This is a genomic window from Thalassospira sp. CH_XMU1458 (genome assembly GCF_037027205.1).
Taxonomy (GTDB): domain Bacteria; phylum Pseudomonadota; class Alphaproteobacteria; order Rhodospirillales; family Thalassospiraceae; genus Thalassospira; species Thalassospira tepidiphila.
On record NZ_JAYMDW010000004.1, the window covers coordinates 118345 to 144266 of the forward strand.

The 25922-nt window shown below is 54.5% G+C and carries 26 protein-coding genes and 1 other RNA gene; 17 read left to right on the forward strand and 10 right to left on the reverse strand.

The window, feature by feature from the left end; genetic code table 11:
* Positions 1-216: 216 nt before the first annotated feature.
* Entirely contained in the window at positions 217-855 is a 639-nt protein-coding gene (locus WBY09_RS19185) for a glutathione S-transferase family protein (protein WP_336233627.1), read from the forward strand.
* A gap of 92 nt (positions 856-947) precedes the next feature.
* On the opposite strand, the gene WBY09_RS19190 is transcribed toward WBY09_RS19185, so the two are convergent.
* The 5 genes from WBY09_RS19190 to WBY09_RS19210 all read right to left on the reverse strand — a co-directional run bounded on the left by WBY09_RS19190 (position 948) and on the right by WBY09_RS19210 (position 4380).
* The gene (locus tag WBY09_RS19190) at positions 948-1505 is read right to left on the reverse strand and encodes a peroxiredoxin-like family protein (RefSeq protein WP_336233628.1); all 558 of its coding nucleotides are present in this window, start codon (positions 1503-1505) and stop codon (positions 948-950) included.
* A 124-nt stretch (positions 1506-1629) separates the two neighbouring features.
* Positions 1630-2253 (reverse strand): class I SAM-dependent methyltransferase, encoded by a 624-nt coding sequence (locus tag WBY09_RS19195; protein ID WP_336233629.1) that lies wholly within the window; start codon positions 2251-2253, stop codon positions 1630-1632.
* Between the two features lie 109 nt (positions 2254-2362).
* Positions 2363-2944: a TetR/AcrR family transcriptional regulator gene (locus WBY09_RS19200; RefSeq protein WP_197145404.1), complete on the reverse strand. Its 582-nt coding sequence runs from the start codon at positions 2942-2944 to the stop codon at positions 2363-2365.
* Between the two features lie 117 nt (positions 2945-3061).
* A complete protein-coding gene (locus tag WBY09_RS19205; RefSeq protein ID WP_336233630.1) occupies positions 3062-3586 on the reverse strand; it encodes a dihydrofolate reductase in 525 nt (174 codons plus the stop codon).
* Positions 3586-4380 (reverse strand): thymidylate synthase, encoded by a 795-nt coding sequence (locus tag WBY09_RS19210; RefSeq protein WP_063090308.1) that lies wholly within the window; start codon positions 4378-4380, stop codon positions 3586-3588. Before WBY09_RS19210 ends, WBY09_RS19205 begins: the two co-directional genes overlap by 1 nt.
* A 209-nt stretch (positions 4381-4589) precedes the next feature.
* Between WBY09_RS19210 and WBY09_RS19215 the strand changes: the two genes are divergently transcribed.
* The 6 genes from WBY09_RS19215 (at position 4590) to WBY09_RS19240 (ending at position 10812) form a co-directional block, all read left to right on the forward strand.
* Entirely contained in the window at positions 4590-5150 is a 561-nt protein-coding gene (locus tag WBY09_RS19215) for a putative glycolipid-binding domain-containing protein (protein WP_245227952.1), read from the forward strand.
* A 77-nt stretch (positions 5151-5227) separates the two neighbouring features.
* Positions 5228-5595: a transfer-messenger RNA gene (gene ssrA / locus WBY09_RS19220) on the forward strand.
* Between the two features lie 139 nt (positions 5596-5734).
* The gene (locus tag WBY09_RS19225) at positions 5735-6274 is read left to right on the forward strand and encodes an SspB family protein (RefSeq protein ID WP_008892065.1); all 540 of its coding nucleotides are present in this window, start codon (positions 5735-5737) and stop codon (positions 6272-6274) included.
* A gap of 180 nt (positions 6275-6454) precedes the next feature.
* Entirely contained in the window at positions 6455-8071 is a 1617-nt protein-coding gene (locus tag WBY09_RS19230) for a fumarate hydratase (RefSeq protein WP_336233631.1), read from the forward strand.
* A 154-nt stretch (positions 8072-8225) separates the two neighbouring features.
* On the forward strand, positions 8226-9146 hold the full coding sequence (locus WBY09_RS19235; protein WP_336233632.1) for a DMT family transporter: 921 nt from the start codon (positions 8226-8228) through the stop codon (positions 9144-9146).
* Positions 9147-9378: 232 nt separating this feature from the next.
* Entirely contained in the window at positions 9379-10812 is a 1434-nt protein-coding gene (locus tag WBY09_RS19240; protein ID WP_336233633.1) for a methyl-accepting chemotaxis protein, read from the forward strand.
* Positions 10813-10830: 18 nt separating this feature from the next.
* Here WBY09_RS19240 and WBY09_RS19245 read toward each other — a convergent pair whose 3' ends face one another.
* Positions 10831-11946 carry an AbrB family transcriptional regulator gene (locus tag WBY09_RS19245; RefSeq protein ID WP_336233634.1) on the reverse strand — a complete coding sequence of 372 codons (1116 nt, stop codon included), beginning with the start codon at positions 11944-11946 and terminating at the stop codon, positions 10831-10833.
* 231 nt (positions 11947-12177) lie between these two features.
* On the opposite strand from WBY09_RS19245, the gene WBY09_RS19250 reads away from it, so the two are divergent.
* Positions 12178-12810 carry an alpha/beta family hydrolase gene (locus WBY09_RS19250; protein WP_336233635.1) on the forward strand — a complete coding sequence of 211 codons (633 nt, stop codon included), beginning with the start codon at positions 12178-12180 and terminating at the stop codon, positions 12808-12810.
* A gap of 67 nt (positions 12811-12877) precedes the next feature.
* Here the strand turns inward: WBY09_RS19250 and WBY09_RS19255 are convergent, their stop codons facing one another.
* Positions 12878-13315, reverse strand: coding sequence for a VOC family protein (locus WBY09_RS19255; RefSeq protein WP_336233636.1), 438 nt, complete (start codon positions 13313-13315; stop codon positions 12878-12880).
* Between the two features lie 124 nt (positions 13316-13439).
* Here WBY09_RS19255 and WBY09_RS19260 point away from each other — a divergent pair, with 124 nt between their 5' ends.
* From WBY09_RS19260 to WBY09_RS19275, 4 genes are all read left to right on the forward strand, one after another.
* A complete protein-coding gene (locus WBY09_RS19260; RefSeq protein ID WP_008892071.1) occupies positions 13440-14144 on the forward strand; it encodes a helix-turn-helix transcriptional regulator in 705 nt (234 codons plus the stop codon).
* Positions 14128-14484 carry a TfoX/Sxy family protein gene (locus tag WBY09_RS19265; RefSeq protein ID WP_336233637.1) on the forward strand — a complete coding sequence of 119 codons (357 nt, stop codon included), beginning with the start codon at positions 14128-14130 and terminating at the stop codon, positions 14482-14484. The genes WBY09_RS19260 and WBY09_RS19265 overlap by 17 nt, the downstream gene beginning before the upstream one ends.
* Before the next feature lie 140 nt (positions 14485-14624).
* On the forward strand, positions 14625-16577 hold the full coding sequence (locus WBY09_RS19270; RefSeq protein ID WP_336233638.1) for a putative bifunctional diguanylate cyclase/phosphodiesterase: 1953 nt from the start codon (positions 14625-14627) through the stop codon (positions 16575-16577).
* Positions 16578-16741: 164 nt separating this feature from the next.
* Positions 16742-17353, forward strand: a complete 612-nt coding sequence (locus WBY09_RS19275; RefSeq protein ID WP_336233639.1) for a hypothetical protein — start codon at positions 16742-16744, stop codon at positions 17351-17353.
* 12 nt (positions 17354-17365) lie between these two features.
* Here WBY09_RS19275 and WBY09_RS19280 read toward each other — a convergent pair whose 3' ends face one another.
* Positions 17366-19423 (reverse strand): SpoIIE family protein phosphatase, encoded by a 2058-nt coding sequence (locus WBY09_RS19280; protein WP_336233640.1) that lies wholly within the window; start codon positions 19421-19423, stop codon positions 17366-17368.
* Positions 19424-19426: 3 nt separating this feature from the next.
* Entirely contained in the window at positions 19427-19732 is a 306-nt protein-coding gene (locus tag WBY09_RS19285) for an STAS domain-containing protein (RefSeq protein ID WP_063090454.1), read from the reverse strand.
* 182 nt (positions 19733-19914) lie between these two features.
* On the opposite strand from WBY09_RS19285, the gene WBY09_RS19290 reads away from it, so the two are divergent.
* A complete protein-coding gene (locus WBY09_RS19290) occupies positions 19915-21525 on the forward strand; it encodes a sigma-54-dependent transcriptional regulator (RefSeq protein WP_336233641.1) in 1611 nt (536 codons plus the stop codon).
* A gap of 6 nt (positions 21526-21531) precedes the next feature.
* Here WBY09_RS19290 and cobD read toward each other — a convergent pair whose 3' ends face one another.
* Positions 21532-22632 (reverse strand): threonine-phosphate decarboxylase CobD, encoded by a 1101-nt coding sequence (cobD, locus tag WBY09_RS19295; protein ID WP_336233642.1) that lies wholly within the window; start codon positions 22630-22632, stop codon positions 21532-21534.
* 117 nt (positions 22633-22749) lie between these two features.
* On the opposite strand from cobD, the gene WBY09_RS19300 reads away from it, so the two are divergent.
* From WBY09_RS19300 to WBY09_RS19315, 4 genes are all read left to right on the forward strand, one after another.
* Positions 22750-23643 carry a phytanoyl-CoA dioxygenase family protein gene (locus tag WBY09_RS19300; protein ID WP_336233643.1) on the forward strand — a complete coding sequence of 298 codons (894 nt, stop codon included), beginning with the start codon at positions 22750-22752 and terminating at the stop codon, positions 23641-23643.
* Positions 23644-23730: 87 nt separating this feature from the next.
* Positions 23731-24072, forward strand: coding sequence for an Hpt domain-containing protein (locus WBY09_RS19305; protein WP_336233644.1), 342 nt, complete (start codon positions 23731-23733; stop codon positions 24070-24072).
* A gap of 237 nt (positions 24073-24309) precedes the next feature.
* Positions 24310-24510: a hypothetical protein gene (locus tag WBY09_RS19310; RefSeq protein WP_008892081.1), complete on the forward strand. Its 201-nt coding sequence runs from the start codon at positions 24310-24312 to the stop codon at positions 24508-24510.
* Positions 24511-24824: 314 nt separating this feature from the next.
* Positions 24825-25904: an ABC transporter substrate-binding protein gene (locus WBY09_RS19315; RefSeq protein WP_336233645.1), complete on the forward strand. Its 1080-nt coding sequence runs from the start codon at positions 24825-24827 to the stop codon at positions 25902-25904.
* The last annotated feature ends 18 nt before the right edge of the window (positions 25905-25922 follow it).

Consider the following 25922-nt stretch of genomic DNA (forward strand, 5'->3'; position numbering starts at 1 on the left):
GTGTCATTATACAACTCAGGGGTGATTTTATTAAGGGATATTAAATATAATAAAATGCTGCTGATGTGATGTCGTGGTCAGTTCGAGGACCGACATCCTGCTGACATACAGCTGTCAGGAACCTGTCTGTCGTGTGGTTTACATTGTTGGGAAACAAGGGGAAATTGCCGCCGGATTTCAAACATAATCACACGTGCAAATGCAGGAGCCTTTAGAATGCCATCACAGCGGAACTTGACCTTTTATCACGCCGTACCATCACGCAGCGGTACAGTACATTGGATGTTGCAGGAACTTGGCATTCCGTTTGATGTCAAACTTGTCGACATCCGGGGCGGGGAAGGGCAAACGCCAAAATTTCTGGCCCTCAATCCGCTTGGCAAGGTGCCAACCATCACACATGGCGACACGATTATAACCGAGGCTGCCGCCATTTGCTGCTATCTGGCCGATCTGTATCCCGAGGCAGGTCTGGCCCCGGCATTGGATGATCCGAAACGCGGTGAATATCTGCGCTGGTTGTTCTTTTCACCGTCTACCATCGAACCTGCCATGATCGACCGTGTGCGCCAGTACACGGCAGAAGACAGCAGTCAGAATTCCTATCGCGACTGGGAAACGCTGGTGCCCATTCTGGTCGATTTAGTTGGCAAGGCCGACCCGTGGCTGATGGGGAAGAGTTTCACCACCGTTGATGTGGTTTTTGGTTCGACCATTCGGTTTGGCTGCATGTTCGGCATTCTGCCGAAATATCCGGAATTCGAGGCCTACATCGCCCGGATTGATGCCCGCCCAGCCTATCAGCGTGCACAGGAACTGGATGCACCGCATTTTGCCGCTGCAATGGCGGGTTGATCGTACCGATCCAATTGTATGAGGAATAAAAGGGCCGGTTCCTGCGCTTTGGAACCAGCCCTTTGGCATTTTATCGGCTTTTGGTCGTGGGTTTAGGGATTTGTATGATCAATCACTTCGCCGCGTGCCGGATAGTTTTTGGCAATCACGAAATCAAGCGCGCCAAGGATCTGATCGAACGCCGGGCGGGCAAACGGCATGGTCTGGACGGTGCCGAAATAAAGCGTGCCATCCGGACGCACCAGAAACAGACCAGGTTCCGAGAAAACGGCCGGTTCTTCGTAGCCACTCGACGTCACACCGTTCGAGGTCGAGATATAAAGCCCCCACTCGCGTGCGTTATCAAGATCAAGGCCATAGCCAAGATCAACGTTCTCAAGTTCCCACTTCGCCTTGGCTTCGGTCGCGCGATCTTCGCCATCGGACGAGACGACAACGACGTTCACACCGCGCTTGGCAAAGTCAGCAAGCTTGGTATCAAGGTCCTTCAGGTACTTGCCACAGATCGGGCAATGCAGGCCGCGATAGAAAACAACCATGGTGAAGTTTTCCGGGCTTTGGTCGGCAAGCGACCATTTGCCGCCACCAACAAGCGGTACGGACAGGGATGGCACCTTCTGGCGCGGCATCAGCGGGGTAATTGCAGACATTTCGTTCCTCATGACTTGGGTCAGGTGTAATTGAGATCAATTATGGAACGATCATTCTATAAATCAACAATAAAGAACTGCCATCACTGAACCGTGATGGGAACGCCTTGGTGCGGATGTGTCGTTAAACCCGTTTGGCGACGATGAAGCGTGACCCGGTGCTGGCCGGATAGGAGCCGGTTTCGATCACCTCAAACCCGCCAGATTGGATCATGCCCTCAAGGCGGGCATAATTCAGAAAGTGAACGCGCGGCGCCTTGCCAAGTTTCTGCATGACCCAGATGAGGGGCTTGAGATACCAAAGCTTTTCACCAAGGCATGGTGTTTTGGTAATGAACATGCCACCCGGTTTGATGACCTTGTGCAGGGTCGAAATGGCGTCTTCGGGCTGATCAAGCAAATGCAGGATGTTAAAGCCAAGCACCACGTCAAAGCGCTCTGACCCTTGGGCGATATCATCAATCGTCTTTTGGGCAAAGGTGACATTGTTGGTCGCCTGATCTTTGGCCTTGCCCTGGGCTATTTCGATCATGCGTGCGGAAATATCGGTGGCCGTCAGATGCCCGACACTATGGGCAAGTTTCAGGGCCGTGGTGCCGGTGCCACACCCGATTTCAAGCACGTTCTGGTCCGGGGAAAGATAGGCGCGCGTGCGATCAAGGGTTTGCGCATAGGCGGCTTCGTTGCCGATTGGTTTGCGGGCGTATTTGTCGGCGGCCGAGTCCCAGAACGTGTCGCTGCGTATCATGATATATCCGGCTTTTGCACCCGATGTGCGGGCATTGAAACAAGCGCGTGACTATTAAGGAGTGCAGGACAATGCGCAACCAGAAACGGTTACGAAAAATCGCGCAGGTTTAGTCGAGTGCGGCCAGAATGGTTTCGCAATAGTCGTTCAAGGTTTCCTGATCCGCACCACGGCGCGACATCAGTTGCACGCCCTGAAACGAGCCAGCCAAAAAGCGCGCAAGGGCGCGGACATTCTTGCCTTTGGCAATTTTGCCCTGACCAATTGCGCGGTTCAGTGCGGCGGCAAAGGTATCCTCGGCCCGGCGGAATGCCTGATGGGCGATGGCGGCGGTTTCCGGATCGTGCGGGGCAAGCTCCATACCTGAATTGACCATCAGGCAGCCTTTGTGCCGTCCTTCTGCGGTGCCGGTTTTGGCCGCGTCACGGAATGTCTTTTCAATCGCGGCGCGACCATCTTCGATGTTGCGCAGATCGGCAAAGCGTTCAGTGCTGATTTTCTGGCTGTAATGATCAAGGACGCGCAGGAACAGCGCCTTCTTGTCGCCAAAGCTGGCATACATGCTCGCCCGGTTCAGGCCGGTTTCATTGACCAGATCCTGAATAGAGGTCGCTTCAAACCCCTTGCTCCAGAAGATGTTCATGGCGTTATCAAGAACGCTTTCTTCATCAAACGCACGTGGCCGTGGCATTGGCAGTTCCTTCGATCAGATCCGTACTTTGGAACGAATGTTCTGTAATTGCTTTGAAGATGGGCCGACTGCGCCGCAAAATCAATAAGAGCTTGTGATTTGCCCGTAATCTTGGGGTTACGACGCGATCCGATCCAGCGTGACAAAGCTATAATCCGGGCCGTCTGGATTATCGATTTTCTGACGCTTGGTTTCACGCCATTGATCGGCGGGCAGCGGATCAAGGAAAGTGTCGCCTTCGATCTCCGCATGGACTTCGGTCAGCTCATAGCGTGTCGTAAAGGGCAGGGCGAGGTGATAGATCTGCGCACCCCCGCCAATGATCACTTCATTGACGCCATCCCGCACGGCGATTTCGTCCGCCAATTCAATGGCTTCTTCGATAGTGTGACAAACCCTCACATTTTCGTGGTCAAAGGACCAGTCGGTGTCGCGGGTGACAACAATCGATGTGCGTTTGGGAAGAGGACGACCGATCGCCTCGAACGTTACGCGCCCGATGATCATCGGTTTGCCAAGGGTCAGTGCCTTGAACCGTTTGAGGTCTTCGGGCAGTTCCCACGGCATCCAGCCATCCTTGCCAATCGCGCCATTGGCGGCCGCCGCAACCACGGCAACCCGTTCAATCTTCGGACCCGTCATTAGACAGCAACCTTGCCGGCAATGTGCGGATGCGGGTCATAGCCGGTCAGTTCGAAATCATCATACTTGAAATCAAAGATCGATTTGACGGCCGGGTTGATCTTCATGGTCGGAAGCGGGCGGGTATCACGCGACAGCTGTTCTTCGACCTGATCAAGGTGATTGGTGTAAAGATGCGCATCGCCAAGCGTATGGACAAAATCACCCACGTCCAGATCACAGACCTGCGCAATCATCATGGTCAGAAGCGCATAGGACGCAATGTTGAACGGCACACCCAGGAAAATATCCGCACTGCGCTGATAGAGCTGGCAGGACAATTTGCCATCAGCCACATAGAACTGGAACAGGCAGTGACACGGTGGCAAGGCCATGTTGGGCACATCGGCAACGTTCCAGGCCGACACGATCAGGCGGCGGGAATCGGGATTGTTTTTGATCTGGTCAATCAGGCCGGTGATCTGGTCGATGGTCTCGCCATTGGCCCCGCGCCAGGAACGCCACTGACCACCATAAACCGGGCCAAGGTCGCCATTTTCATCGGCCCATTCGTTCCAGATGCGCACACCATTATCCTGCAGGTATTTGACGTTGGTGTCGCCATCAAGGAACCACAGCAATTCATGAATGATCGACTTCAGATGCAGCTTTTTGGTGGTGACCAGCGGGAAGCCCTTGGAAAGGTCAAAGCGCATCTGGTGACCAAAGATCGAAACCGTGCCAGTACCCGTCCGGTCTTCCTTGCGCGTGCCGGTGTCACGCACCAGACGCATCAGATCAAGATATTGCTGCATGCTCAGTCCTGCATTTTAAGAATCACTTTTGTCGCAGCATAGTCAGGTCGATGGTCACGGGCAAGCGACGCCATCCGATCTTTGCCGGACCGTTATTTGAACCGTTTCTGCTGACAGGAGGTGTCAGGAGTGGTCAGGTAAACTTGGGAACAGTGGATATACTCAACTATCTGAATTTTGGGCGCGTTTGCCGTATGGGAGTGTTGATTTTGCAAAAAACTGTTCAGTGGGTTGATTGGGATGGAAACGGTCTTGAGCACTGTGTCTGTCAGTCTGATCCGGACGGGATAGAGCTTGAAGGAGTCGTGGTCGGGACGCGACATGGTCATTATGGCGGGTCTTACCTTGTGGTGACGGATGCCGCGTTCGCGACACGCGAGGTCAAGGTAAGCTATGTCGGCGGGGCGCAGATGCATGTGACTTCGGATGGCAAGGGAAACTGGTTTGACTGCATTGCAAAGCGGGAATTGCCGTCTTTGGCGGGGTGCTTTGATGTCGATATCGGCATAACGCCCGCGACAAACATGCTTCCGATCAAGCGATTAAAACTGGCCGAGGGCGAAGCACGGGAAATCTCGGCGGCCTATGTCCCGCTTCCAAGCCAGATAGAGGGGGATTTCCTGCCACGTAGTGCGCCACAGCGTTACACCTGTCTGATCCCGGATCTGCGATACCGCTATGAGGGGCTGTTTCGCAATTTCTCAGCAGAGCTTGAGATCGATGATATGGGGCTTGTGATCGATTACCCAGATACCTTTCGTCGGGTGTGATATCGCCTAAAACGGGCTATCGGACTTTGCCGGAGCCCGAAATGTTCCCGCAAAAATCAAAAAAAGTTTTCCCGATTCCCCTTGTGAAAAGGGGGGCATTTGCCCTATATAGGGGCTGTCGGGGCAACCCGACTACGGCGCTAAACTGCGTGACAGAATAGGCTTTACGGACCCGGGGGCGGTACCCGGCGGCTCCACCAAATTTATCGGTTGTCCGACTCAGACAATCTTCGTGGGGCCGAAATAGGATCGACGTGAGCAGTAAAAGTCAATGTGGGCGCTCGGCATGGTACCACCGCATCGGGCCAATGTTTGTAAATGCAAACGACAACAATGCTCCGGTTGCTGTTGCCGCCTAAGCGGTACTAGCACCAAAGCGAAATTCCGGTTGCCGGGAGCGGTAATTTGGTGGGGGACGGGGCACCTAGCAACAGAACGCCCCACTCTTGTATTTCTTTCCCGCTTCGTTATGAATAGAGTGATTATCAAACACGCCAAGATGTAATTGGCGTGCAGAGATGCTATATGACAATGACGGGACGCGCTGGACATTGCCGGTGGTTCCGCCAGATACAGGATTACTGATGCAAGAACCGGAAGAATTCCGCTACGATCTTATGGTCGACCAGGCGCTGCGCGGTGTGGTGAAAGATATCCTCGCGCGTGTGGCCGAAGAGGGCCTTTTCGGAGAGCATCACTATTACATCACGTTCCAGACCAACCATCCCGGTGTGGCCCTGCCTGAAAGTCAGCGCAAGGCGCATCCAGACAACATCACGGTTGTCTTGCAACACCGGTTCTGGGATCTGAAATCCGAAGATGATCACTTCTCGGTCGGAATGAGCTTTGATGGCATGCCGACCACGGTTGTTGTGCCCTATGACGCGATGCTGGCCTTTGTCGATCCGTCCGCCAACTTCATGCTGACATTCAGCGTCGAAGAAGAAATGGATGACGCAGATTTCGACTATGATGAAGATGATGATCTCGATGCCGATCTGATTGAGGGCGAAGACGGTGCGCCGACGCTCGTGACCGAGCCATCCAAATCGCGCAAAAAACCTAAGCCGGATGCCAATGAAACCGGCGAGGTCATCGCACTTGATGCGTTCCGCAAGAAATAGAAGATTTACAGGGCGGGCTTGATCCGCCCTTTTTCTTTGCCTGATCCCCGTTGATGTTTCCCGCGTCCGGGGCAGGGCGTATTACGCTAATGTATCGTGGCAATTTGATCCATTTGGCGCTAAAACCAGCCACACAAAGAACAAACCCACCTTGTTTTTGAGAGAGACGAGAACCTTCCGATGAGTGATTTTGTCTATAAACCCATGTTTGAGCAGGGGAAGGACACCACCCCTTACCGCAAGATCGGGGACGAGGGTGTTTCGACCGTTGACGTCAATGGCGAGACCTATTTGAAAGTCGAGCCTGAGGCGATCGAGAAACTGACCCTTCAGGCTTTCTTTGATTGCTCGCACCTTTTGCGTCCGGGGCATCTCGAACAGTTGCGCAAAATCCTTGATGACGAAGAAGCCACCCCGAATGACAAGTTCGTGGCGATGGATCTTTTGAAGAATGCCTCCATCGCATCGGGCGGCGTTTTGCCGATGTGTCAGGATACCGGTACGGCCATCGTCATGGGCAAGCGCGGTGGCAAGGTCATCACCGATGGTTCCGATGAAGAAGCCCTGTCAAAGGGCATCTGGCAGGCCTATCAGAAACACAATCTGCGCTTCTCGCAGGTGTCGCCGAAAAATATGTTCGAGGAAAAGAACACCGGCTCGAACCTTCCGGCGCAGATTGATCTCTATGCGACCAAGGGCGATGAATACAAATTCATGTTCATGGCCAAGGGTGGCGGGTCGGCCAACAAGACCTTCCTGTTCCAGCAAACCAAGGCACTTCTGAACCCCGAAAGCCTGCGCAAGTTTTTGGATGAAAAAATCCGCACGCTTGGGACCTCTGCCTGCCCGCCATACCATCTGGCGGTTGTCATTGGCGGTACGTCGGCGGAAGCGTGCCTTAAGACCGTGAAAATGGCGTCAGCCCGTTATTACGATAACCTTCCGACCGAAGGTGGCGATCATGGTCAGGCCTATCGCGATCTGGAATGGGAACAGAATATCCTTGAGATGACCCGCGAAATGGGCATCGGCGCGCAGTTCGGCGGCAAGTATTTCTGCCACGATGTGCGTGTTATCCGTCTGCCGCGTCATGGTGCAAGCTGCCCGGTTGGTCTGGGTGTGTCGTGCTCGGCCGACCGTCAGATCCTGGGTAAAATCACCAAGGACGGTATCTTTATCGAGGATCTCGAACATGATCCGGCGAAGTACCTGCCGCAGGTCACCGACGAGCATCTTGATGACGAAGTGGTCAAGGTCGACCTGAACCGTCCGATGGATGAAATCCGCAAGCAGCTGTCGCAATATCCGGTCAAAACCCGTCTGTCGCTGACCGGGACCGTGATTGTGGCCCGTGACATCGCGCATGCCAAAATCAAGGAACGTCTTGATGCCGGCGAAGAAATGCCGGAATACCTTAAAAACCATCCGGTTTATTATGCCGGTCCGGCCAAAACGCCGGAAGGCATGCCTTCGGGTTCGTTCGGTCCGACCACGGCTGGCCGTATGGATGCCTATGTTGAACAGTTTCAGGCCGCTGGCGGCTCGTTCGTGATGCTGGCCAAGGGTAACCGTTCAAAGGCGGTCAAGGATGCCTGTGCCAAGTATGGCGGGTTCTATCTTGGCTCCATCGGTGGTCCGGCCGCGCGTCTGGCGCAGGATTGCATCAAGAAGGTCGATGTTCACGAGTATCCGGAACTTGGCATGGAAGCCGTCTGGAAGATCGAAGTCGAAGACTTCCCGGCCTTCATCGTCATTGATGACAAGGGCAACGATTTCTTTGCCGAATTCGGCATCTGATCAGAAATCAGTTCTCTGAATATTTAAACGGCGCGGGGGAAACCTCGCGTCGTTTTTTTATCTTGCATAGCTGACCTCAGGTCAAAGGGGTTGCTGCGGTGCGCAAGAAATGCTCTGATTTGGGCAAAATCAAACCCTTACTGGATGCCTTGTTATGTCTGAAACTTCCGCGCTCTCTGCCACCGGTGCGACGGAAAGCCGACTGGTTGGTGTGACCGCCGCACTTGCGACGGTTTGCATCTGGGCCGGTTGGCTGATTGCCACCCGCTATGCCATGACGTCAAGCTTTACCGCTGTTGATATTGGCCTGATGCGTTTTGTTGTGCCTTTTGTCCTGCTTGCCCCGATCTGGATAAGAAAAGGCATCTGGCCCAAGGGCCTTTCAATGACCAATGGCCTTTTGATGATCGTTGGTTCCGGCGCGTTTTACACCCTGATGGTTGCAAGCGCCCTTGAGTTTGTCCCGGCAAGCCATGTTGGCATTCTTTTGCCCGGTGTCATGGCCGTGTGGGCGGTTCTGATTGCGATGCTTTTGTTTGGTGAACGTCCGGGCAAGGTCCGCATTGTTGGCTATGCCGCCGTGGTGATTGGCGTGGCCTCCCTCGTGGCGCTCAAACCGGCCGGTGTGATCAGTGATGACATGCTGATGGGCTATGGCCTTGTTTCGGCCGGGGCGTTTATGTGGGCGTGCTACACCCATGCCATGCGTCAAAGCGGCCTTGGCGCGCTCGAAGCCGCATCGTTTGTCGGTTTCTGGTCGTTTGTCATCATGGCGATTATTGCGCTGTTTACCGGCACCACGATTGGCGATGCGCCGGCTGGCGACATCATGATGTTGCTCACAGCGCAGGGTTTGCTGGCCGGATGTGTTGCCGTGATTACCTATGGCCTTGCCGTGCGCCATATCGGATCGACCGGTGCGTCCGCATTTGGCGCGATGACACCGGCCCTGACAGCACTTGGCGGTGTGATCCTGTTGGGGGAACCGGGCAACTTGGCACTGGTTTTGGCGGTGGTTCTGGTGATCCTTGGCGTGATGACGGCGTCTGGTGTGTTTCGTCGCGTACGAATTTAGGCCCGCGAACTGACTGTTTTTCAATCAGGACATTTTCACCATCTGATGAACATCAATTAAGTGTGCTGCACATGCGAAATATCCTTTTCGCGTGTGCAGCTTTAGGTTATTGTAATGCACGTGATGGCAACGGCGCCACTCACCCAATGATTTATCGGCAGGCAACGAGGCTTGCGCAACTTTGTCAGCGTCTTTTGGTGACGCTAGACGGTTATGCCTCGGAGTTATTCAAATGCTTGCTGGTTTTATTCGCTCTATTTCCCCTGAAAACGATCCTGAATTTAACGGCCCCAATCGCAAAACCAGCATGACTGACATCCTGCGGCTGTTGCGGACGGTCAGTGCTGTTGCCGATGAGGCCGCAGAAAAGGAAACGGCAGTTACCCAAATCCTTTCGGCAGTCTGCAATTATTGTCAGTGGCCGGTTGGGCATGCGTATCTGCGTGTGAATGACAAACTTTCGTCTGCAGGTATCTGGTCAATCAGTTCTTCGATTGCGGTAGGTGTCATTGCCGAATTTCGCACCCAGTCCGAACAGACTGTGTTTGCGATCGGGCAGGGCCTTATTGGCGCTGTCGCGGCAACGGGGTCGCCTGTGTGTATCGCCGATGTCACCGTGAAAGACGGCTTTTTGCGCGCTGCGGCGGCGTCCAGAAACGGGCTGCGTGGCTGTTTTGCCCTGCCAGTCAAGCTGGAGGGGCAGACAGAGGCCGTCATTGAATTCTTTAGTCCGGGCGTAGCACAGCTTGACGATGAAATGCTTGAGCTTCTTGGGTTTGTTGGCGGGCAGGTTGCGCGTGTGCTGGAACGTGAACGCGTCATTCGGTCGCGTGAGGCCCTGGCATCAAGCTTTGAGACGCAAGTTCAGGGAACTGTTGGTATGGTGGCGGCGGCTGTCAGTCAAATGCGCGGTGCGCTTGACGTTTTGGCCGAGAGCACAGATCAAACCCGCAAATGCAGTAGCGGCATTGATGATGCGACCGGGCGGGCCATTTCACGGATTGAAGACGTCGCAGACCAGATGGAAAGCCTTAAGGATGCGTTGGCCGTCGTTGGTACGGATGCGTCCGAAACCGTCAAGATTACCCATGATATGGGCAGTCAGGCCCGCGAAATGCGCGCCGGATTTGCCGCACTGCAAGATCGTGCTGCCGATGCTGAGAAAATGCTGGCTTCCATTTCAGCCATCGCCGCGCAGACCAAGATGCTGGGCTTGAACGCCTCGATTGAGGCGGCGCGCGTCGGTGAGGCAGGCAAGGGGTTTGCAATTGTTGCCAAGGAGGTCAAAGCGCTTGCAGGCCAGTCTGCCGGTGCGACCGAGGATATCGCCCGCTGGATGAGTGAAATACTCAATGCTATTTCTAAAGCGGGTAACGATATCGAACAGATTGCCGTAGCGATGGATAATCTTCAGAACCGGGCAGAGGCGACAGCGACACAAGCCGATCAGCAAACAGAAACCTGCGTTTCGGTTGCATCATGTGTAGATGCCGCGGTCGCAGACTCCCGTTTGGTTGGTGTTGGTGTCTCGGAAATAACCGCAGCGATCAAACACAGTGAGCACGTATCAAGCGAGCTTGGAAACGCTGCCCATGATCTTGAAAAACAGGGTGCAGAGTTAAGCGCCCGCGTCGAAGGGTTTGTTGGCAAGATACGTATCGTCTAATGACCTAGGTTGATCCGTTCATCCGATTTTCGACGTGATGGGGGTGCGCCGGGCGACCAGCCGTGCCAGGGGCGGCCCAAAGGCCAGTACCATGAAAAAGCGTGTTGCCTGCAGCACAAGGATGAAGGACAGATCGACATTCGTACTGGCCGCGATAATGGCAACAGAATCAAGACCGCCCGGGCTGGTCGCGAGATAGGCGGTCAGTGGATCGACATCCATGAAATACACCAAAAGCCCCGAAATCCCGGCACAGAAGCCGATCAAAACAAAGATCGATAACAGGATTTTGGGAAGTGCGTGTGCTGCGTGGCGCAGGACCGGCGGGGTAAATTTCAAACCGATTACCCAGCCGATCATGGCATAGGTCAGGCCGAGAAACCATTCGGGCAGCACGACATCGAAAAAACCGCTGACATGCAGGATCATGGTAACAATGATCGGCACCAGAAGCGGACCGGACGGCAGACGTACTTTTTGACCGACAAAGCAGCAGGCAACCACCAGGCAGAGTGTCAGCGCAAAACCGGCCGGGTCAAAAGCCGGGAACCAGTCATGGGGGCCCATGGCCGCCAGCGTTTCCGGATCAACCCAGAAATTGGCGACACTGGACGCGACACCGACAACGATCACCACACGCACATACTGCATGAAGGCGACAAGCCTTGCATCCGCGCCAAAGGCGTCTGCCATGATCACCATGGCCGATGCCGCACCCGGCGTTGATCCCCAGATGCCTGCGGTTCCGGGCAGGACCTGTTTGACACACAGGATCCAGCCCAAAAAACTGCTGGCAAGCAAAGTGATGCCGGTAACGCCAAGGATCATCGGCCAGTCCGTTGCAAAGGATGTCAAAATCCCGATGGTCATCGAACCACCGATCATCACGCCCAACACCGACTGTGCGCCAAGATAAAGTTGCTTGGGGGCGGCAATGGTTGCGCCGTTGGTGCCCATCAGAATGCCGATGATCATCGGACCCACCAGAAGTGAGGCCGGGACTTGCCAATGATGGAGCAGAACCGAAAACACGACAGAGGTCGAAATCAGTAATAACCACTGAACCGGTTTCGGCAGACGGCCAAGCCGTTCTTTGGGGGGATTTATGATCGGTGACGTTGGTTCGGATGACACGATGCGGCCTTTGTCATTTATGGAAGGCATCTGATCGCGGGTGGCGCGATGTGATGGCGTGCTGACGCCTGTGGGGGGGCGTCAAGGTGGGGATCACAATTATAGCCAGCTTGTGCGATGGATGCGAGTATTTGCGTGATTCCGCCGAATGAAGGCCATGTCTGACTTGGAGAATATCGGCGGGTTCTGTATGACGTAAAGCAATATGCGGCAGTCTGTGGGGAGCCTGTTTTGAGCACCGATCCGATCCAGTTTCAGTTTGATGGCGATGAAGATGCTGCCCGAACGATTGTTCTGGCCCATGGGGCAGGGGCCGCTATGGATAGCCCGTTCATGAACGAAATGGCCGGCGAACTGGCCAAGTTGGGCCTGCGCGTTGCACGCTTTGAGTTCCCCTATATGGCCAAACGCCGAATTGATGGCAAAAAGCGTGGGCCGGATCGGGCACCGGTTTTGATCGACCATTACTGCGACGTTGTTCGCGCACTCGGCGGTCCAGAGAAGTTGATCATCTGCGGAAAATCCATGGGCGGACGGATCGCCAGCATGGTGGCAGATGACCTTGGTGTGGCCGGCCTTGTCTGCCTTGGCTATCCGTTTCATCCACCGGGCAAGCCTGAAAACCTGCGCACAGAACATCTTAAAACCCTGAAAACGCCGAGCCTGATCTGTCATGGCACGCGCGATCCGTTTGGCAGTCCGGATGAGATTGCGGGTTACGGGCTTTCGGACCGTATTGCGCTTCACTGGGTTGAAGACGGCGAACATGACTTCAAGCCGCGCAAAAGTTCCGGACGTACCCAAAGCCAGAACATCGCCGATGCCGCGACGGCGATATCCCGGTTTGCAAAGATGCTCGGTTAGAGGGAACGGCCCGCCATATTGGCGGGCCGTTGGCAGAAGGTTTGCGGGGCTTGGTGCGCGAGGGAGGTCAGGCAAGCACACCTTCGCCGGTTTCCTTGAACTGCTGGGCATATTCCGGGGAAAGTTCGGCGGTGGCACTTGCGATGTCGATGCGCACGCCATTGGGATCAAGAAGGGCAAAATGGCGCTGGCCCCATGGCTCATCGCGAAGATCAAGGGCGAATTCAAAACCGGCTTCGCGCAATTCATCTGCTGCATCGCGGGCTTCTTCGACTTCCAGCGTCAGAACCGTTCCTTCGCCGATGGTGGCCGCCTGGAACATAGGCGGCTGGGTTTCGTGACCTTGCTTCATCAGGCCAAGCTGAACGGATGGTGCGGACGGCCAGACAAGCTGGCAATACCAGTCACCGTCAAAGACCGGTGTGAAGCCGAGCTTTTTGTAAAAGGCGCGGCTTTGGGTGAATTTTTCGGTGATGATGATCTGATAGACGTTGGTGACTTTCATCGTCATGCTCCTGACGTTGGGGGTTAATCCTGTCCCGATTTGTCAATGTTTGCACATCCCTCCTGACAGGAGCCTGTCAGGAGCGGTATGATAATTTTTCGGGCAGGATGACAAAGGAGTGATCATGAGACGGGCTGACCGATTATTTCGCCTTGTTCAAATCTTGCGCCGACGCAAACTGTGCCGCGCATGTGACCTGGCCGAGGAACTTGAAGTTTCCGAACGCACCATTTACCGCGACATTCGCGACCTTGCCGCATCGGGTGTTCCGGTCGAGGGGGAGGCAGGCGTGGGCTATATCCTGCGCGATGGGTATGACTTGCCGCCGCTTATGTTTGATGCCGACGAGATCGAGGCACTTGTTGTCGCAGCCCGCATGGTTCAAAGCTGGACCGATCCGCAAATGGCGCGTGCCGCCGGTGATGCCCTGACCAAGATCGAGGCCGTGTTGCCCGAAAAAATCCGTGGTCTGGTTGGTGGTGTTCCGATTGCGATTGCCGAAATTGCGCAGGAACCGATTGCCATTTCGATGCCGGACCTCAGGCGGGCCATCCGAGAACGGTTTCTGATTGATATCGATTACACCGATGCAAAGGGCGACAATACCCGTCGCCGGGTCTGGCCACTTGGCATGTTGTTTTTTGGCAGTACGTGGCTTCTGGCCAGCTGGTGCGAATTGCGCGAGGCCTTTCGCGTTTTTCGGGCCGACCGGATTGCCCATATGGAAATATCGACATCGCGCTTTCGCCCGGTTCCGGGGCGGTCATTGCGTGATTATCTGATTTCCGAAGGTGTTGAAGGCGAGATCCTTAATGGCATCGGTCGATAGCGAGTTCGTTATGCTGGTGTCAGAGCTGCTGGCACCTTTGGGGCATATCAGGCCCAGACGGATGTTTGGCGCCGTCGGGCTTTATTGTGACGGTGCCTTCTTTGCGATCATTTCCGATGATGTCCTGTATCTCAAAGGAGACGCGCAGACCAAGGACCGCTTTGATGCGATGGAGATGCAGCCATTTGCCGTGCCGTCGGGAAGGCCGGTGACCCTGTCTTATTTTGAAGTGCCCGGTGAATGGCTTGATAACGAAGAACAACTTCTTGAATTTGCCACCTTGGCGCTTGCGGCTGCGCGCCGTTCACAGGCGCACAAGGGTCGAACTGCCAAGTTGTAACCAGACCTTGGCCAAAACAAACAGATCCCGGGATATTCCGGGCAGGTGTATTTAGACGCCGCTTGCAATCAGTGATGTTCGGCCGCACTTTTCCTGTATAGTATTTTTTCGGGATAAAGAACGCGTTAGGTCTGGGACAAGTGGCAGCCGGTAGTTTCTGGCAAGGTTTTGCCGACACGTTAAAAATTCGGACAGACAAGCCGGAACTGTTGCGCGCCCAGGTTGGTGCTCTTTCGCGTCAGATACCTGTCCTTTATATGCTGCTGCTGGCCAACGCAGTCGCCCTTGCCTATACCCATTACGGAACAGCACCCGACTGGATGACAGTCCATGCGGTGATTGTTCTCGGTGTCATTTGTATTTTTCGTGCGGTTGCCTGGAACCGGGCCCGCGTTGATATTGATGACGTTGATGTCTGTATCAAACATCTGAAGCGCATCAGGGTGCTGGCGGTGGTGATATCCGTCCTGTTCACCCTTTGGGCGATCACGATGTTTGATTATGGCGACGCCTATCAGCGCGGCCACGTTGCCTATTTCATATCGATCACGGTTGTTGGCTGTATTTTCTGTCTGGTGAATTTCCCGCCCGCGGCATTGCTGGTTGTTGCGATTGTGCTAGGCACCTTCGTGTTCTTCTTCGGGACCAGCGGCAACGAAGTTTATGTCGCGATCGCGGTCAATATGGCGCTTGTGTCATTGATGATCATTCAGATCATCCGAAGCTTTTATGCCAATTTTTCTGGCCTGATCCAGACCCAGAATGATCTTGAAGCACAGCACCAGACGATGATCGAACTGTCGCGCCAGAACGAGGCATTGGCGCTGATTGATCCGTTGACCGGTTTATCCAACCGCCGGGCCTTTTTTTCCGTGCTGGAAGATACGGTGAATGCCGCCGCCGAAAATGAAGCATTCGCGGTGGCGATGATTGATCTGGACGGTTTCAAACCGGTCAATGACGTGCACGGGCATCCGTCGGGCGATGAACTGTTGCAGCAGGCGGGCAGGCGGCTTCGCAAAGTGCTTGGTAACGATACGCTTCTGGCGCGCTTGGGTGGGGATGAGTTCGGATTACTGCTTAAGGGCTATGACGATGCACTCGAACTGATTGCGCTAGGCAAGGAGCTTTGTGACGCGCTTAATCGTCCGTTTATGCTGAATGGTGTGACCGTGCAGGTTTCGGCATCACTGGGGTTTGCGACTTATCCCACAGTGGCGCGCAGTCCGAACGGCCTGTTCGAGCGGGCTGACTTTGCGCTTTATCATGCAAAAAAGAATGCGCGCGGCGAGGCGGTTTTGTTTGCCGCCCACCACGAAACATTGATCCGCCATGACTCCCAGATTGAACAGGCGCTGCGCAAGGCGGATTTATCGACTGAGCTCAGCCTGCATTACCAACCGGTATTTGACATTCGATCCGGGCAGGTAAGCTCGCTTGAGGCGCTTGCGCGTTGGGAAAGTGCCCAGATGGGGGCGGTTTCGCCAGGGACGTTCTTTCCAGTGGCAGAAAAGACCGGCCAAGTCGGTTTTCTGACACGGGTTCTGTTCGAAAAGCTGATGGTCGATATGCAGGACTGGCCGGAAAACCTGCCCGTATCGTTTAACCTCTCGGCGCGCGATATTGTTCTTTCCGATACGGTCGAATGGCTGATTGACGAGATCAAAAAGCATCGCATCGACCCGGGAAGATTGACCTTTGAAGTCACGGAAACGGCGTTCTTGCGTGATTTTGAGGCCGCCCGGACCAGCATCCGGTATTTGCGCGATCATGGGGCGCGCATCGCCCTTGATGATTTCGGCATCGGTTATTCCAGCCTGCGTTATGTCCACGAACTTGAATTTGACGTGCTCAAGGTTGATCGCAGCTTTGTCGCCCCGCTGTCGCATAACGAACGCAGCCGCCGTATCGTCAAGACGGTGATTGATATGTGCCAGAACCTTGGCATTGATTGCGTGCTGGAAGGGATCGAAAACGACAGCCAGCGCGATGTGATCATCACGTTGGGTGGGCGGCTGATGCAAGGGTATTTCTTTGCCCGCCCGGTTCGGGAAGTCAAACTTGATGCGTTGGCCGAAGGTGTTGGCAAGTGACGTCGGGCCAAGTGCCGAAAACCTAGTCCCTTGGATGCGATAAGCTGCGACTCGGTTAATCTTCCTGCAACCAGATGGCGCTACTCTGTCCAAAGCGGGAACGGTATTTTGTGAAATGGCACAACCACCGGTCCCGATTTTTGGCGGGAACGAGGCCGTTGACCATGTCGTCGCAGACAGAGATTTTGCAAACATCCGCAATGGCGATTACGGGCGATATCGATCTCGCTCCGGAAATCCGTGCCCGTCTGCGCGGTCTGATCGACAGTCTTCCCGACCAGCCCGCCCGCCTTCGTGTGCTGGGCCACGTTCTGCTTGATCTTGGTCTGTGTGATCTTGCGCTGAATGCGTTTGGCCGGGCGTTGCTGATTGATGATCTTGATGGGGCGACCCATCTGGGCCTGACAAGGGTTTATATCCAGACCGGCCGCCGTGACCTTGGGCTTGAACATCTTGAAATCGCCATCAGCCTGCGCCCCGATGCGCGGGAGTTGCGCGTACTTGCGGCTGATTTGCTGGGATGCCGGGACAAGATGCGCGCACTTGATCAGCTTGGTGCTGTTCTTGCCGCTGAACCCGATCATGCGGGTGCCCGCAAGGGGCTTGCCAACCTGATACGCACCGTGGTCGCAAGCCGTATGCATACCGTTTCGCATGATGACTGCGAGACCCGGCCGCAACCGACATTTGACCATGCACAGGTCATATGGGGTGATGTCGAGCCGTTTGGCGACCTGATCCAGTCCACGATCGGTCGCGGGGGCCGCGTATCCTAATCCGGCAGGTGTCTAGCCAGCAGACGGGATATTGGCTGCTTGCAGGGAAACGATCGTGAAATCATCATCAAGCTTTGCCGGTGCACGGTCCATGAACTGATCGGCAATCTGTGCGGCAAGATCAATGTCACGACCGCCTTCCAGAACGGTGTCTTGCAACATCTTAAGCAAGCCTGCCTCACAGAGAAACTGACCATTGTCCAAGGTTGTTTCGATCAGTGCATCGCTGTAAAGCAGCAGGAAACTGTCCTTGTCGAACGGGACTTCGCGGGTTTCATAGCGGGCGTCCCTGATAACACCAAGTGGCACCCCCGAACCATCAAGATAGCGTGCCTCGCCGGTCGCAGTGTTGCCCAGAACAGGTGACGTGCAGGCGGCACTGGCATAGGCAAATGTGTTGTTCTGTCGATCAACGATGCCATACAGCATTGTCGCATATTGCCCGACAGGCAATAGCCCCTTGAGATGACGATTAAGCCGCTGCAGATACACCTCCGGCGTCTGATCGTCGACTTGTTCGGACCATATCAGAGAATGCAGGCGGAAGGTGTTGAGTGCGGCACCAAGCCCGTGGCCCGCGAAATCAACGATATAAACGCCAAGCCGGTGGGCATCAATTGGTACTAACCCCCACATATCGCCGCCGAGCTCGGACGACATCTGGAATGTCGCACTGATCCGCATGCCGTAATCCATGCCGACCCCACGATAGTGTTCCGGTGTCGGGTTCAGGTTTTCCTGCATGTTGCGCGCAAGTTCCAGTTCTGACTGGGTGCGTGCCTGATAGGCCTGAAGTTGCTGCACCAAAAGCCGGTTTTCGAGATGGATCTTGGTGCGGGCGATCAGTTCTGCCTTGTTGAGCGGTTTGAGGATAAGGTCCGTCGCCCCGTCATCGAAAATGCGCGTGCGTCCTTCGTTCTCTTCAAGCGCTGTTTGGGCGATGATTGGTGTTTTTGCATAGGCAGGATCAGCACGGACGGCCTTGCACACGGCATAACCATCCAGTTTCGGCATGATGATATCAAGAATGATCAGATCGGGATTATGCGCCTTGATCTGGGCAATCGCATCTTCGCCATCCTTGGCAAAAACCAGATTGGTAAACCCGTCAGCCCGAAGATAGGACGCAATGATTTCACGCGACAAGAGGGTGTCGTCGGCAATCAGGATCGTTGCGTTCTGTGCAATGCGCAGTGCATCGGGCGACGTCGTCAGGTGCGTTTCAAGATCATTGAGGAATGCCGTGTCACCCAACGCCGTCGTGTTTTGACTGTCATCAAAAGTCAGTTCGATCGTTCGGCCATCCCGCAGAAAATTCACAGAGTGACACAGGCTTCTGATCAGGGGGAGGCCGCGGCCAAAGGTCGTGTCCTTACGCGAAATCGGGGCGGTTGCCTTTGCATCAGGCGGTGAAAATCCGTTGCCCTGATCATTGATGGTGATAACGACTTGGCCATTTTTGCGCCGACGCGCTGTCAGGATAATTGCACGGGCGCCATGATGGCCGGATGCAAGGCGGCGTTCGGTTTCTTCGCCGAGCTCCTTGAAGCGATCCATCGATAGATGGCCGCCGGTTGCAAGTTCCAGATTGCCATGTATGAGCGAGTTGGCGAATGCTTCCTGCACGGCCATTTCAACCGAGGACGCGACGCCATCACCAATCAGGCCGCGATGCCGCAGGCTGGTCACAAATTTGCGCGCCACCGGTAAATGATAGGCGCTGCGTGTTGAAAGACAGACCAGCAGGTCATGTTTTGGCAGTGATTTCTTACCGACCAGCGGTGCCAAGTCTCCAAGGTCGAGTTCGGGGAAACATTCAACAAAGGTGTCGCAATTCAGACGGATCAGGCTGCCAAGCCAGTCGCGACCGACCTGTGAAGGCAAAATACAAAATGAAAAACGCCGTTGGCTGGAAAAATCCTCGGGCGATTGCCCTGATATGTATTTGGCTGCAGCTTCCGTCGCTTCCCACAGGTTTATGCCAGCGACAAGCTTTGACAGGTCGTCTTGCGCGACGGAGTGCGGCACGGCAACCAAGTACTTTGCACGTGAATCTCGGCCAACGGGCATTGATTAGTTTTCCAGCTGGAACAAGGTATCAAAGCGGGCAACTTCAAGCATGCGCTTGACCTGTCCCTGTGCGCCACGAAGGATGACGTTTGTATTGGATTTTTCGCCCTCGTCGCGGGCAAGCAGCAACATGCCAAGACCGGCAGAATCAATGAAATCGACACCGGAAATGTCCAGAACAAGCGTCGATGAGCCATGTCCGCGAACTTCTTCGATCAGTTTGCGAAAGCTCGAATGATCACCGAATGTGAAGCGACCGGTCACTTCGACTGTGGTTGTTCCATTGGCGAAATCTGTCTTGTAATTCAAGTCTGGACTCTCCTTGAAGCGTTTGGCCAGTGGCGGAAACCCGGCCAAGACTATGCTTTTCTTAACGTTAATCTGATTGTGTATGGTTTGGGTAGTGACTGCAATACATGTTAGTAGTTGTGAGATGAGCAACACTATCGGTATGCTGACCTACATTGGTATATCGGGATAAGAACAAGAAAATGCCAGAGCAGGCACGCATTGTAATTGTGGAAGATACGCTGTCGCTGGCGCGCGTGTATCAGGATTACTTGCGTGCCGATGGTCACGTTGTTGATCACGTCGTCAGCGGCACAAACGCCATAGAACGTTTGCGCCATGATCCGCCGGATGTCCTTGTTCTTGATCTTATTTTGCCCGACATGGACGGGCGCGAGGTTCTTCGCGCTGCCGCGCAAATCGCACCGGATTGCAAAATTGTTGTTATAACGGCCCACGGGTCGATCAATGTCGCGGTCGAGGCGATGCGCGAAGGGGCATGGGATTTCCTGTTAAAACCCTTCACCGCAGACAAGTTACGCGACACCGTGACCAAGGCGATCAAAGGTGCACCCGCCCTTCAGACTGCCCCGGATATTGATCTGGAAAGTCCCGATGCCGACGAGATGTATTTCGACATCATCGGCGGGTCGGAAAACATGCGTGATATCTATCGCATTATCGAAAATGCCGCCCCCAGCCGTGCGACTGTCTTTATCACCGGTGAGTCAGGTACCGGTAAGGAACTCGCCGCCGAGGCAATCCATCGTCGTTCGGAACGGGCAAAGGATCCGTTCATTCCGCTAAACTGCGGTGCCATTCCCAAAGACCTTATGGAAAGCGAGATTTTCGGTCACGTCAAAGGGGCGTTTACCGGTGCTGTTTCCGACCGCGAAGGGGCAGCACATCGTGCGGATGGCGGCACGCTGTTTCTGGATGAGATTTGCGAAATGGACCTGGACCTGCAGACCAAGCTTCTGCGGTTTATCCAGACCGGGTCATTCCAGAAAGTCGGCGGCAGTTCGATAGAAAAAGTTGATGTGCGTTTTGTCTGTGCGACCAACCGCGATCCACTTGAAGAAGTGCGTTCCGGTCGGTTCCGTGAAGACCTTTATTACCGTTTGCACGTTATTCCGCTGCACATGCCGCCCCTGCGTGATCGCGATAACGATATTCTGCAAATTGCCAATTTCTACCTGCAACGCTTCACGCGCGAGGAAGGCCGCGATTTCGAACGGTTCAGTCCCGAAGTTTCCGCCCTGTTTGCAAGGTATTCCTGGCCGGGCAATATTCGCCAGTTGCAAAATATCATCCGTAACATTGTTGTGCTCAATAACGGGACCGAGGTGGCGCTTTCAATGGTGCCAAGGCCGGTCAATAGCGGCACTGACGGTGACCAGTTCGGGTCAGGTACGATTGAGGCCCCACCACCCCATCCGGTCGTCTCAAACGAGCCGGGCGGTCCCGGACGTCATTGGGCCGGTGATCCGGAGGCGCTGGCCTTTCTTGCCGGTGCCCGACAAATGCGCAAGGTTGTCGAAAACCATAATTCCGGGCGCAGCAACCAACTGCTTGGTGCTGGTGCAGGGGGCAACTTTGGGGACGAAGATCAAACCGCATTGTCGCCATCCGCATCCGGGTCCGGAAGGCTCGGATTTGGCGAGATCAAGCCGCTTTGGCAGGTTGAAAAGCAGGCAATCGAAGAGGCGATTGAGCGTTGTGGCGGGTCCATCCCGCGTGCAGCCGATGCCCTGGGTGTCAGCCCGTCAACAATCTACCGTAAAAAGCAATCCTGGGAAGAAAGCGGCCTTTAGGTCATTTTACCGGTTTGCGCAGTGCCAATCTGCCATCGCGTCTTCAATGCGCTTCCAGTCTGCATCAGTTCCGGGCAGGCCAAGCCGAACCTTGTTTGCATCATGATCAAATAGCCGGACCAGAATGCCCCGGTGTCCAAGGTGATCTGCCAAGGCAACACAATCCGCGCCGTCGTAGTAGCGGAAAAGATCGGTGCCGCCAGATAGAACCAGTCTGCTGTTCTTGGTGATGAGATCATCAAGCCGCGCTGCGTCTGCCGTCAGACGTGTTCGGCTTTGCTGCTGCCATTGCGTATCGGAAAAAGCTTGCGCGCCCACGACCATGGTCGGACCGGGAATGGCCCATGGGCCAACGCGGCTTTCAAGATCAGTTGCAAGGTTGCAATCCATGACGGCACAGCCAAGTCGCGCCCCGGCAAGACCGAAAAACTTGCCAAATGAACGCAACACAATGGTGTTTTGCAACTGATCAATGCGCGAACAAACCGATTGGTCCGGTTGGCAATCCATAAAGGCCTCATCGACCACAAGCCAGCAATTGCGTGCATCTGCACGTTTGCCCAGCTTGAAGATATCGTCAGGGGCAAATATGGCCCCGTCCGGGTTGTTGGGATTGACCAGGATGATGACTGTTCCCGTTTCGGCAGTGCTCAGAATATCTGTGGCCTTGGCAATCCTGTCAGCCGGATCGGTTTGATGGGATTGGCAGTGGTACCCGGCACGTCGCCAGCACCGTTCATGTTCGCCGTATGTCGGGCCCATGACATGGACGTTTTCGGTTGCCTGATCTGCCATTCGGTCTTTCAGCCAGAACGGCATCATCTGGATCAGGGCCTGTGTGCCTGGGGCGCAAACGAGATGATCTGTCGTCGGCAGATTGTAATACTGCTTGGCTGCCGCTTTCAGGCCATCAAGCTCCGCGGTGAGTGGCAGGCGTTGCCAGTGTGCGTTTTCAATATTCGGAACCGGGTAGGCTATTGGGTTGATACCGGTCGATAAATCCAACCAGTCGCTTGTCGGAATGCCATATCTGCTTGCCGCCCGATCAACTGCGCCACCGTGATTGATCGGCGGTTGTTGTTTTGGCGTGATATGGCTGTTTGTCATGATGGGGCCAAGCCTGATCGAAAGTGAACTGTCTGTGGTTTGGATCAAGTTTCCGCGCTTGCCATTGCGGAAAGTGCTGCGTATCGTCCGGCCATCCTCAATACCGGACATTTTCCCATGATCACAGCCCAAAATGCCACAGACATTCAGGTATGGCAGAAGCTTAACCCGCAACTATCAATTTCCAAGGGTGTAGGTCCGGGCACCGAAATCTCGGAAATTGGTGCCGATAAAGGTGGTTTTGACGGGGGCGCGCTCTCTGAACGGTTTTGGGATGAGGGATATTTCCTGATCCACGATGCTTTGCCGGCGGACGAACTTGAAAAACTTCGTCGCGGGATTGAAGTGCTTGTTGCCAACGGCCTGTCACCCGCGCTGATATATCTTTACGATGAAGCGTGGGATGTGTTTCGTTGGTTACGCCCGCTTCTGACCCATTTTCTGGGCGATCGGATTGCGCTTTTGCCGCATTTCTGGGCGTGGCATGTCGACCCCGATGCTGATGGAAGCGGCTGGCCACCGCATCGCGATTACCAGGGTGAAAGTACGATTGGCGATGAGATGCTGATCAGCCTTTCTCTTTGGGTGCCGCTGAGCAATGCCACGCCTGAAAATGGCTGTATGCATGTCTTACCCCGCAATTTCGAGAAAGGTTACCCGGCACCGGTTTCAGAACCGGGTGAGGTCCGCCTTCAAGATATTCGCGCCCTTCCGGCCAAGCCTGGTGCGGTGATGGGCTGGCGACAGGATCTTTATCATTGGGGTGGAAGGGCAAGCCCGTATGCCAGCGAACCCAGGATCAGCCTGTCACTTGAATTTCAGAATGCCGCCTTTGATCCGCTTGCCGATCAGTTGTTGGGGCTTGATCATCCACCGGTGTTTTTGGAACGTCTGGCCTTGATTGCCAAACAGTTTGAAAAATACCGTCACATGCAGTCAATGGATGCCGAAACCCTTAAATGGGCAAATGACGTTGTGGACGCGTGTGCTACGATTAACCATATGCAGTAAAAGCCGGAATGCCCCCGACATTGGTACGGGTTGAGTGGTGTTGTGCCAGACGTGATACTGCCATAGGCTGCACAGAAAGGTTTGTCGATGGAATTGATTGATAACGCCCGTTTTGAAGAGTTGTGCCAAGCCCTTGGCAAGGATCAGGTATTGCTGCTGGTGAATTTGCTCCCGGCCTCCTACGACGAAGAGCGCGCCCGTCTGATCGAGGCTGCGGCTACGAAGGACCTTGATGGTATCACGCGGTCTGGACACGCCATCAAGGGGATGGCCAGAAATATGGCGGCGCCCGAACTTGCAGAAGCTGCATTGGCATTTGAGCGTTTCGAAGGTGATTTCGATCCAGCACTTGATGACAAGATCAAGGAACTCGACGAGATAACACAGCGGACAGTTGACGCCATGCGCGCGCTCCTTGCCACGCCATAGCTGTTATCTTTTGCTTCATTAGTGGGAGTGACCCCAAAGGCAGATCAACTGGATCTGCCTTTTTCATTATTTTTGCGAGATTACTCAGTTTGTTACGCCGTTTGGCGATGAAAAATGCGTTCCGGGGAATAGAAAATCAGTCAATTCCCCCTACATGAAATCTAGAACGGATTTTCATCCCCCAGCACTGTACACAGTGCCAAGACTGCTTGTGACCGTCCCAACATGGAGGCAACAGTGGCGAGCTTTAATAAAATTTCTGGGCAAACAGATCAGGAAACTTCTGCACAGCGACTTCACGGTGCGCCAAGTTATGACAAGTGGCGTCGAGATGATCTTTATCATTTGGCCGCGCAGAAAGGCATACAGAACCGGGCCAACATGTCGAACAAGGAATTGGTCGAAGCGTTGAAGCGTACGCAATCAACCGGCGGCTGATATCGCGTTTATTTTACCTCGATTTTGCAAAGAACCGGTTCCCATCCTGATGTCAAGTTTGTATACCATCGTATATTATAACTAGCCGGTCGGGGTGGAGGTCGCCTGTTGCTTCCGCCACCGTTTGTAACTGTGGCTTGGCGTAAGCATGCACGCGTTGCCGGTTTGAAGCGATGTATTATAGATCGAGGTATGCCTAAGTGGGTTGTTTAGTCCGACGCTGTAGCCCGCAGCAAAAAGAGCGAGAACAGAAAATTGGCTTGAAGTCGTGCGCGGTGGTTTTGCTTTTCGTGATCGTGCTTTGGTGCCTGCCATTGGCGACCCCACAAGCGACGGAGCATGACGCCACTGACGTTCCAACACGCGTAGCCTTTATCAATCCGGGGTATGGGGATCGCGGTTTCTGGAAAGATGTGCGCGACACCATGCAGGCGGCTTCAGATCAGTTTGGCTATGAACTGATCGTTTTCGATAGCAACCGCGACAGCAAGATGATGATCGAAAGTGCGCAGAAGGTTTTTGCCCTTGAACCCGCGCCTGATTACATCATTGCCGTTAACGAACATCAGCAGGGAACGCGCATCGTTCTGGAAGCAGAAGAACGCGGCATCCCGGTCATCATGTTGCTCAATGACCTGACAAAAGAGCAAAAGAACGCATATGGCTATCCGGGCAGGGATTTTGATCACTGGATATTCTCCCTGACGCCGGACAACGAGCGTGCCGGTTATGACATCGCCAAGTCCCTGATTGATAGTGCACGTCTTCAAACCGAAAATCGGCAACCAGCGCCGCTATGCCTGTTATCCATCGCCGGGGACAGCAAGACACCAGCCTCGCTTCAGCGACTGCAGGGACTTGACCACGCGCTTAGTCGTTTTCCGCTTCTTCGCGAACAGCGTCGTCTGGTGGCAAACTGGTCATACGATGAGGCATACCGTCAGACAGAAAACTGGCTTAGACGGGGCGGATGCGTCGATGCGGTCTGGGCTGCCAATGATGATATTGCGCTGGGTGCAATTGCGGCTCTGGAGAAAGCAGGGCGGAAACCCGGGAAAGATGTCTTTGTCGGTGGACTGAACTGGTCACCTGCGGGCTTGCGCAACGTCGCAGACGGCAAGATGACCATGACCCACGGGGGCCACTTCTTTGCTGGCGCATGGGTCATGGTATTGCTGCACGATTACATTCATGGCGTTGAATTTCTTTCCCATCATCCCGAAATCTTTTTCAGGATGGAGGCGATCACACGCGAAAACATATCTCACTTTGTCGATGTCCTGGGCAGCAGGGATTGGAACAGCTTGGATTTTAAGGATTTTAGTATTGCCAATTCCCCATTCGGCACAGAGTATAACTTTGTGTTACATCCCGGCGATGGCATGCGTGAATAGCAAAAGCCATCATCCGGT

What these genes read in the sequence shown, in the direction of transcription:
- WBY09_RS19290 (WP_336233641.1), top strand. Translation starts at nt 19,915, where the DNA reads ATGCCAGAGCAGGCACGCATTGTAATTGTGGAAGATACGCTGTCGCTG.
- WBY09_RS19280 (WP_336233640.1), bottom strand. Translation starts at nt 19,423, where the DNA reads ATGCCCGTTGGCCGAGATTCACGTGCAAAGTACTTGGTTGCCGTGCCG.
- WBY09_RS19185 (WP_336233627.1), top strand. Translation starts at nt 217, where the DNA reads ATGCCATCACAGCGGAACTTGACCTTTTATCACGCCGTACCATCACGC.
- WBY09_RS19255 (WP_336233636.1), bottom strand. Translation starts at nt 13,315, where the DNA reads ATGAAAGTCACCAACGTCTATCAGATCATCATCACCGAAAAATTCACC.
- WBY09_RS19300 (WP_336233643.1), top strand. Translation starts at nt 22,750, where the DNA reads ATGATCACAGCCCAAAATGCCACAGACATTCAGGTATGGCAGAAGCTT.
- WBY09_RS19235 (WP_336233632.1), top strand. Translation starts at nt 8,226, where the DNA reads ATGTCTGAAACTTCCGCGCTCTCTGCCACCGGTGCGACGGAAAGCCGA.
- WBY09_RS19205 (WP_336233630.1), bottom strand. Translation starts at nt 3,586, where the DNA reads ATGACGGGTCCGAAGATTGAACGGGTTGCCGTGGTTGCGGCGGCCGCC.
- WBY09_RS19190 (WP_336233628.1), bottom strand. Translation starts at nt 1,505, where the DNA reads ATGTCTGCAATTACCCCGCTGATGCCGCGCCAGAAGGTGCCATCCCTG.
- cobD (WP_336233642.1), bottom strand. Translation starts at nt 22,632, where the DNA reads ATGACAAACAGCCATATCACGCCAAAACAACAACCGCCGATCAATCAC.
- WBY09_RS19200 (WP_197145404.1), bottom strand. Translation starts at nt 2,944, where the DNA reads ATGCCACGGCCACGTGCGTTTGATGAAGAAAGCGTTCTTGATAACGCC.
- WBY09_RS19305 (WP_336233644.1), top strand. Translation starts at nt 23,731, where the DNA reads ATGGAATTGATTGATAACGCCCGTTTTGAAGAGTTGTGCCAAGCCCTT.
- WBY09_RS19225 (WP_008892065.1), top strand. Translation starts at nt 5,735, where the DNA reads ATGCAAGAACCGGAAGAATTCCGCTACGATCTTATGGTCGACCAGGCG.
- WBY09_RS19260 (WP_008892071.1), top strand. Translation starts at nt 13,440, where the DNA reads ATGAGACGGGCTGACCGATTATTTCGCCTTGTTCAAATCTTGCGCCGA.
- WBY09_RS19230 (WP_336233631.1), top strand. Translation starts at nt 6,455, where the DNA reads ATGAGTGATTTTGTCTATAAACCCATGTTTGAGCAGGGGAAGGACACC.
- WBY09_RS19210 (WP_063090308.1), bottom strand. Translation starts at nt 4,380, where the DNA reads ATGCAGCAATATCTTGATCTGATGCGTCTGGTGCGTGACACCGGCACG.
- WBY09_RS19195 (WP_336233629.1), bottom strand. Translation starts at nt 2,253, where the DNA reads ATGATACGCAGCGACACGTTCTGGGACTCGGCCGCCGACAAATACGCC.
- WBY09_RS19240 (WP_336233633.1), top strand. Translation starts at nt 9,379, where the DNA reads ATGCTTGCTGGTTTTATTCGCTCTATTTCCCCTGAAAACGATCCTGAA.
- WBY09_RS19275 (WP_336233639.1), top strand. Translation starts at nt 16,742, where the DNA reads ATGTCGTCGCAGACAGAGATTTTGCAAACATCCGCAATGGCGATTACG.
- WBY09_RS19265 (WP_336233637.1), top strand. Translation starts at nt 14,128, where the DNA reads ATGGCATCGGTCGATAGCGAGTTCGTTATGCTGGTGTCAGAGCTGCTG.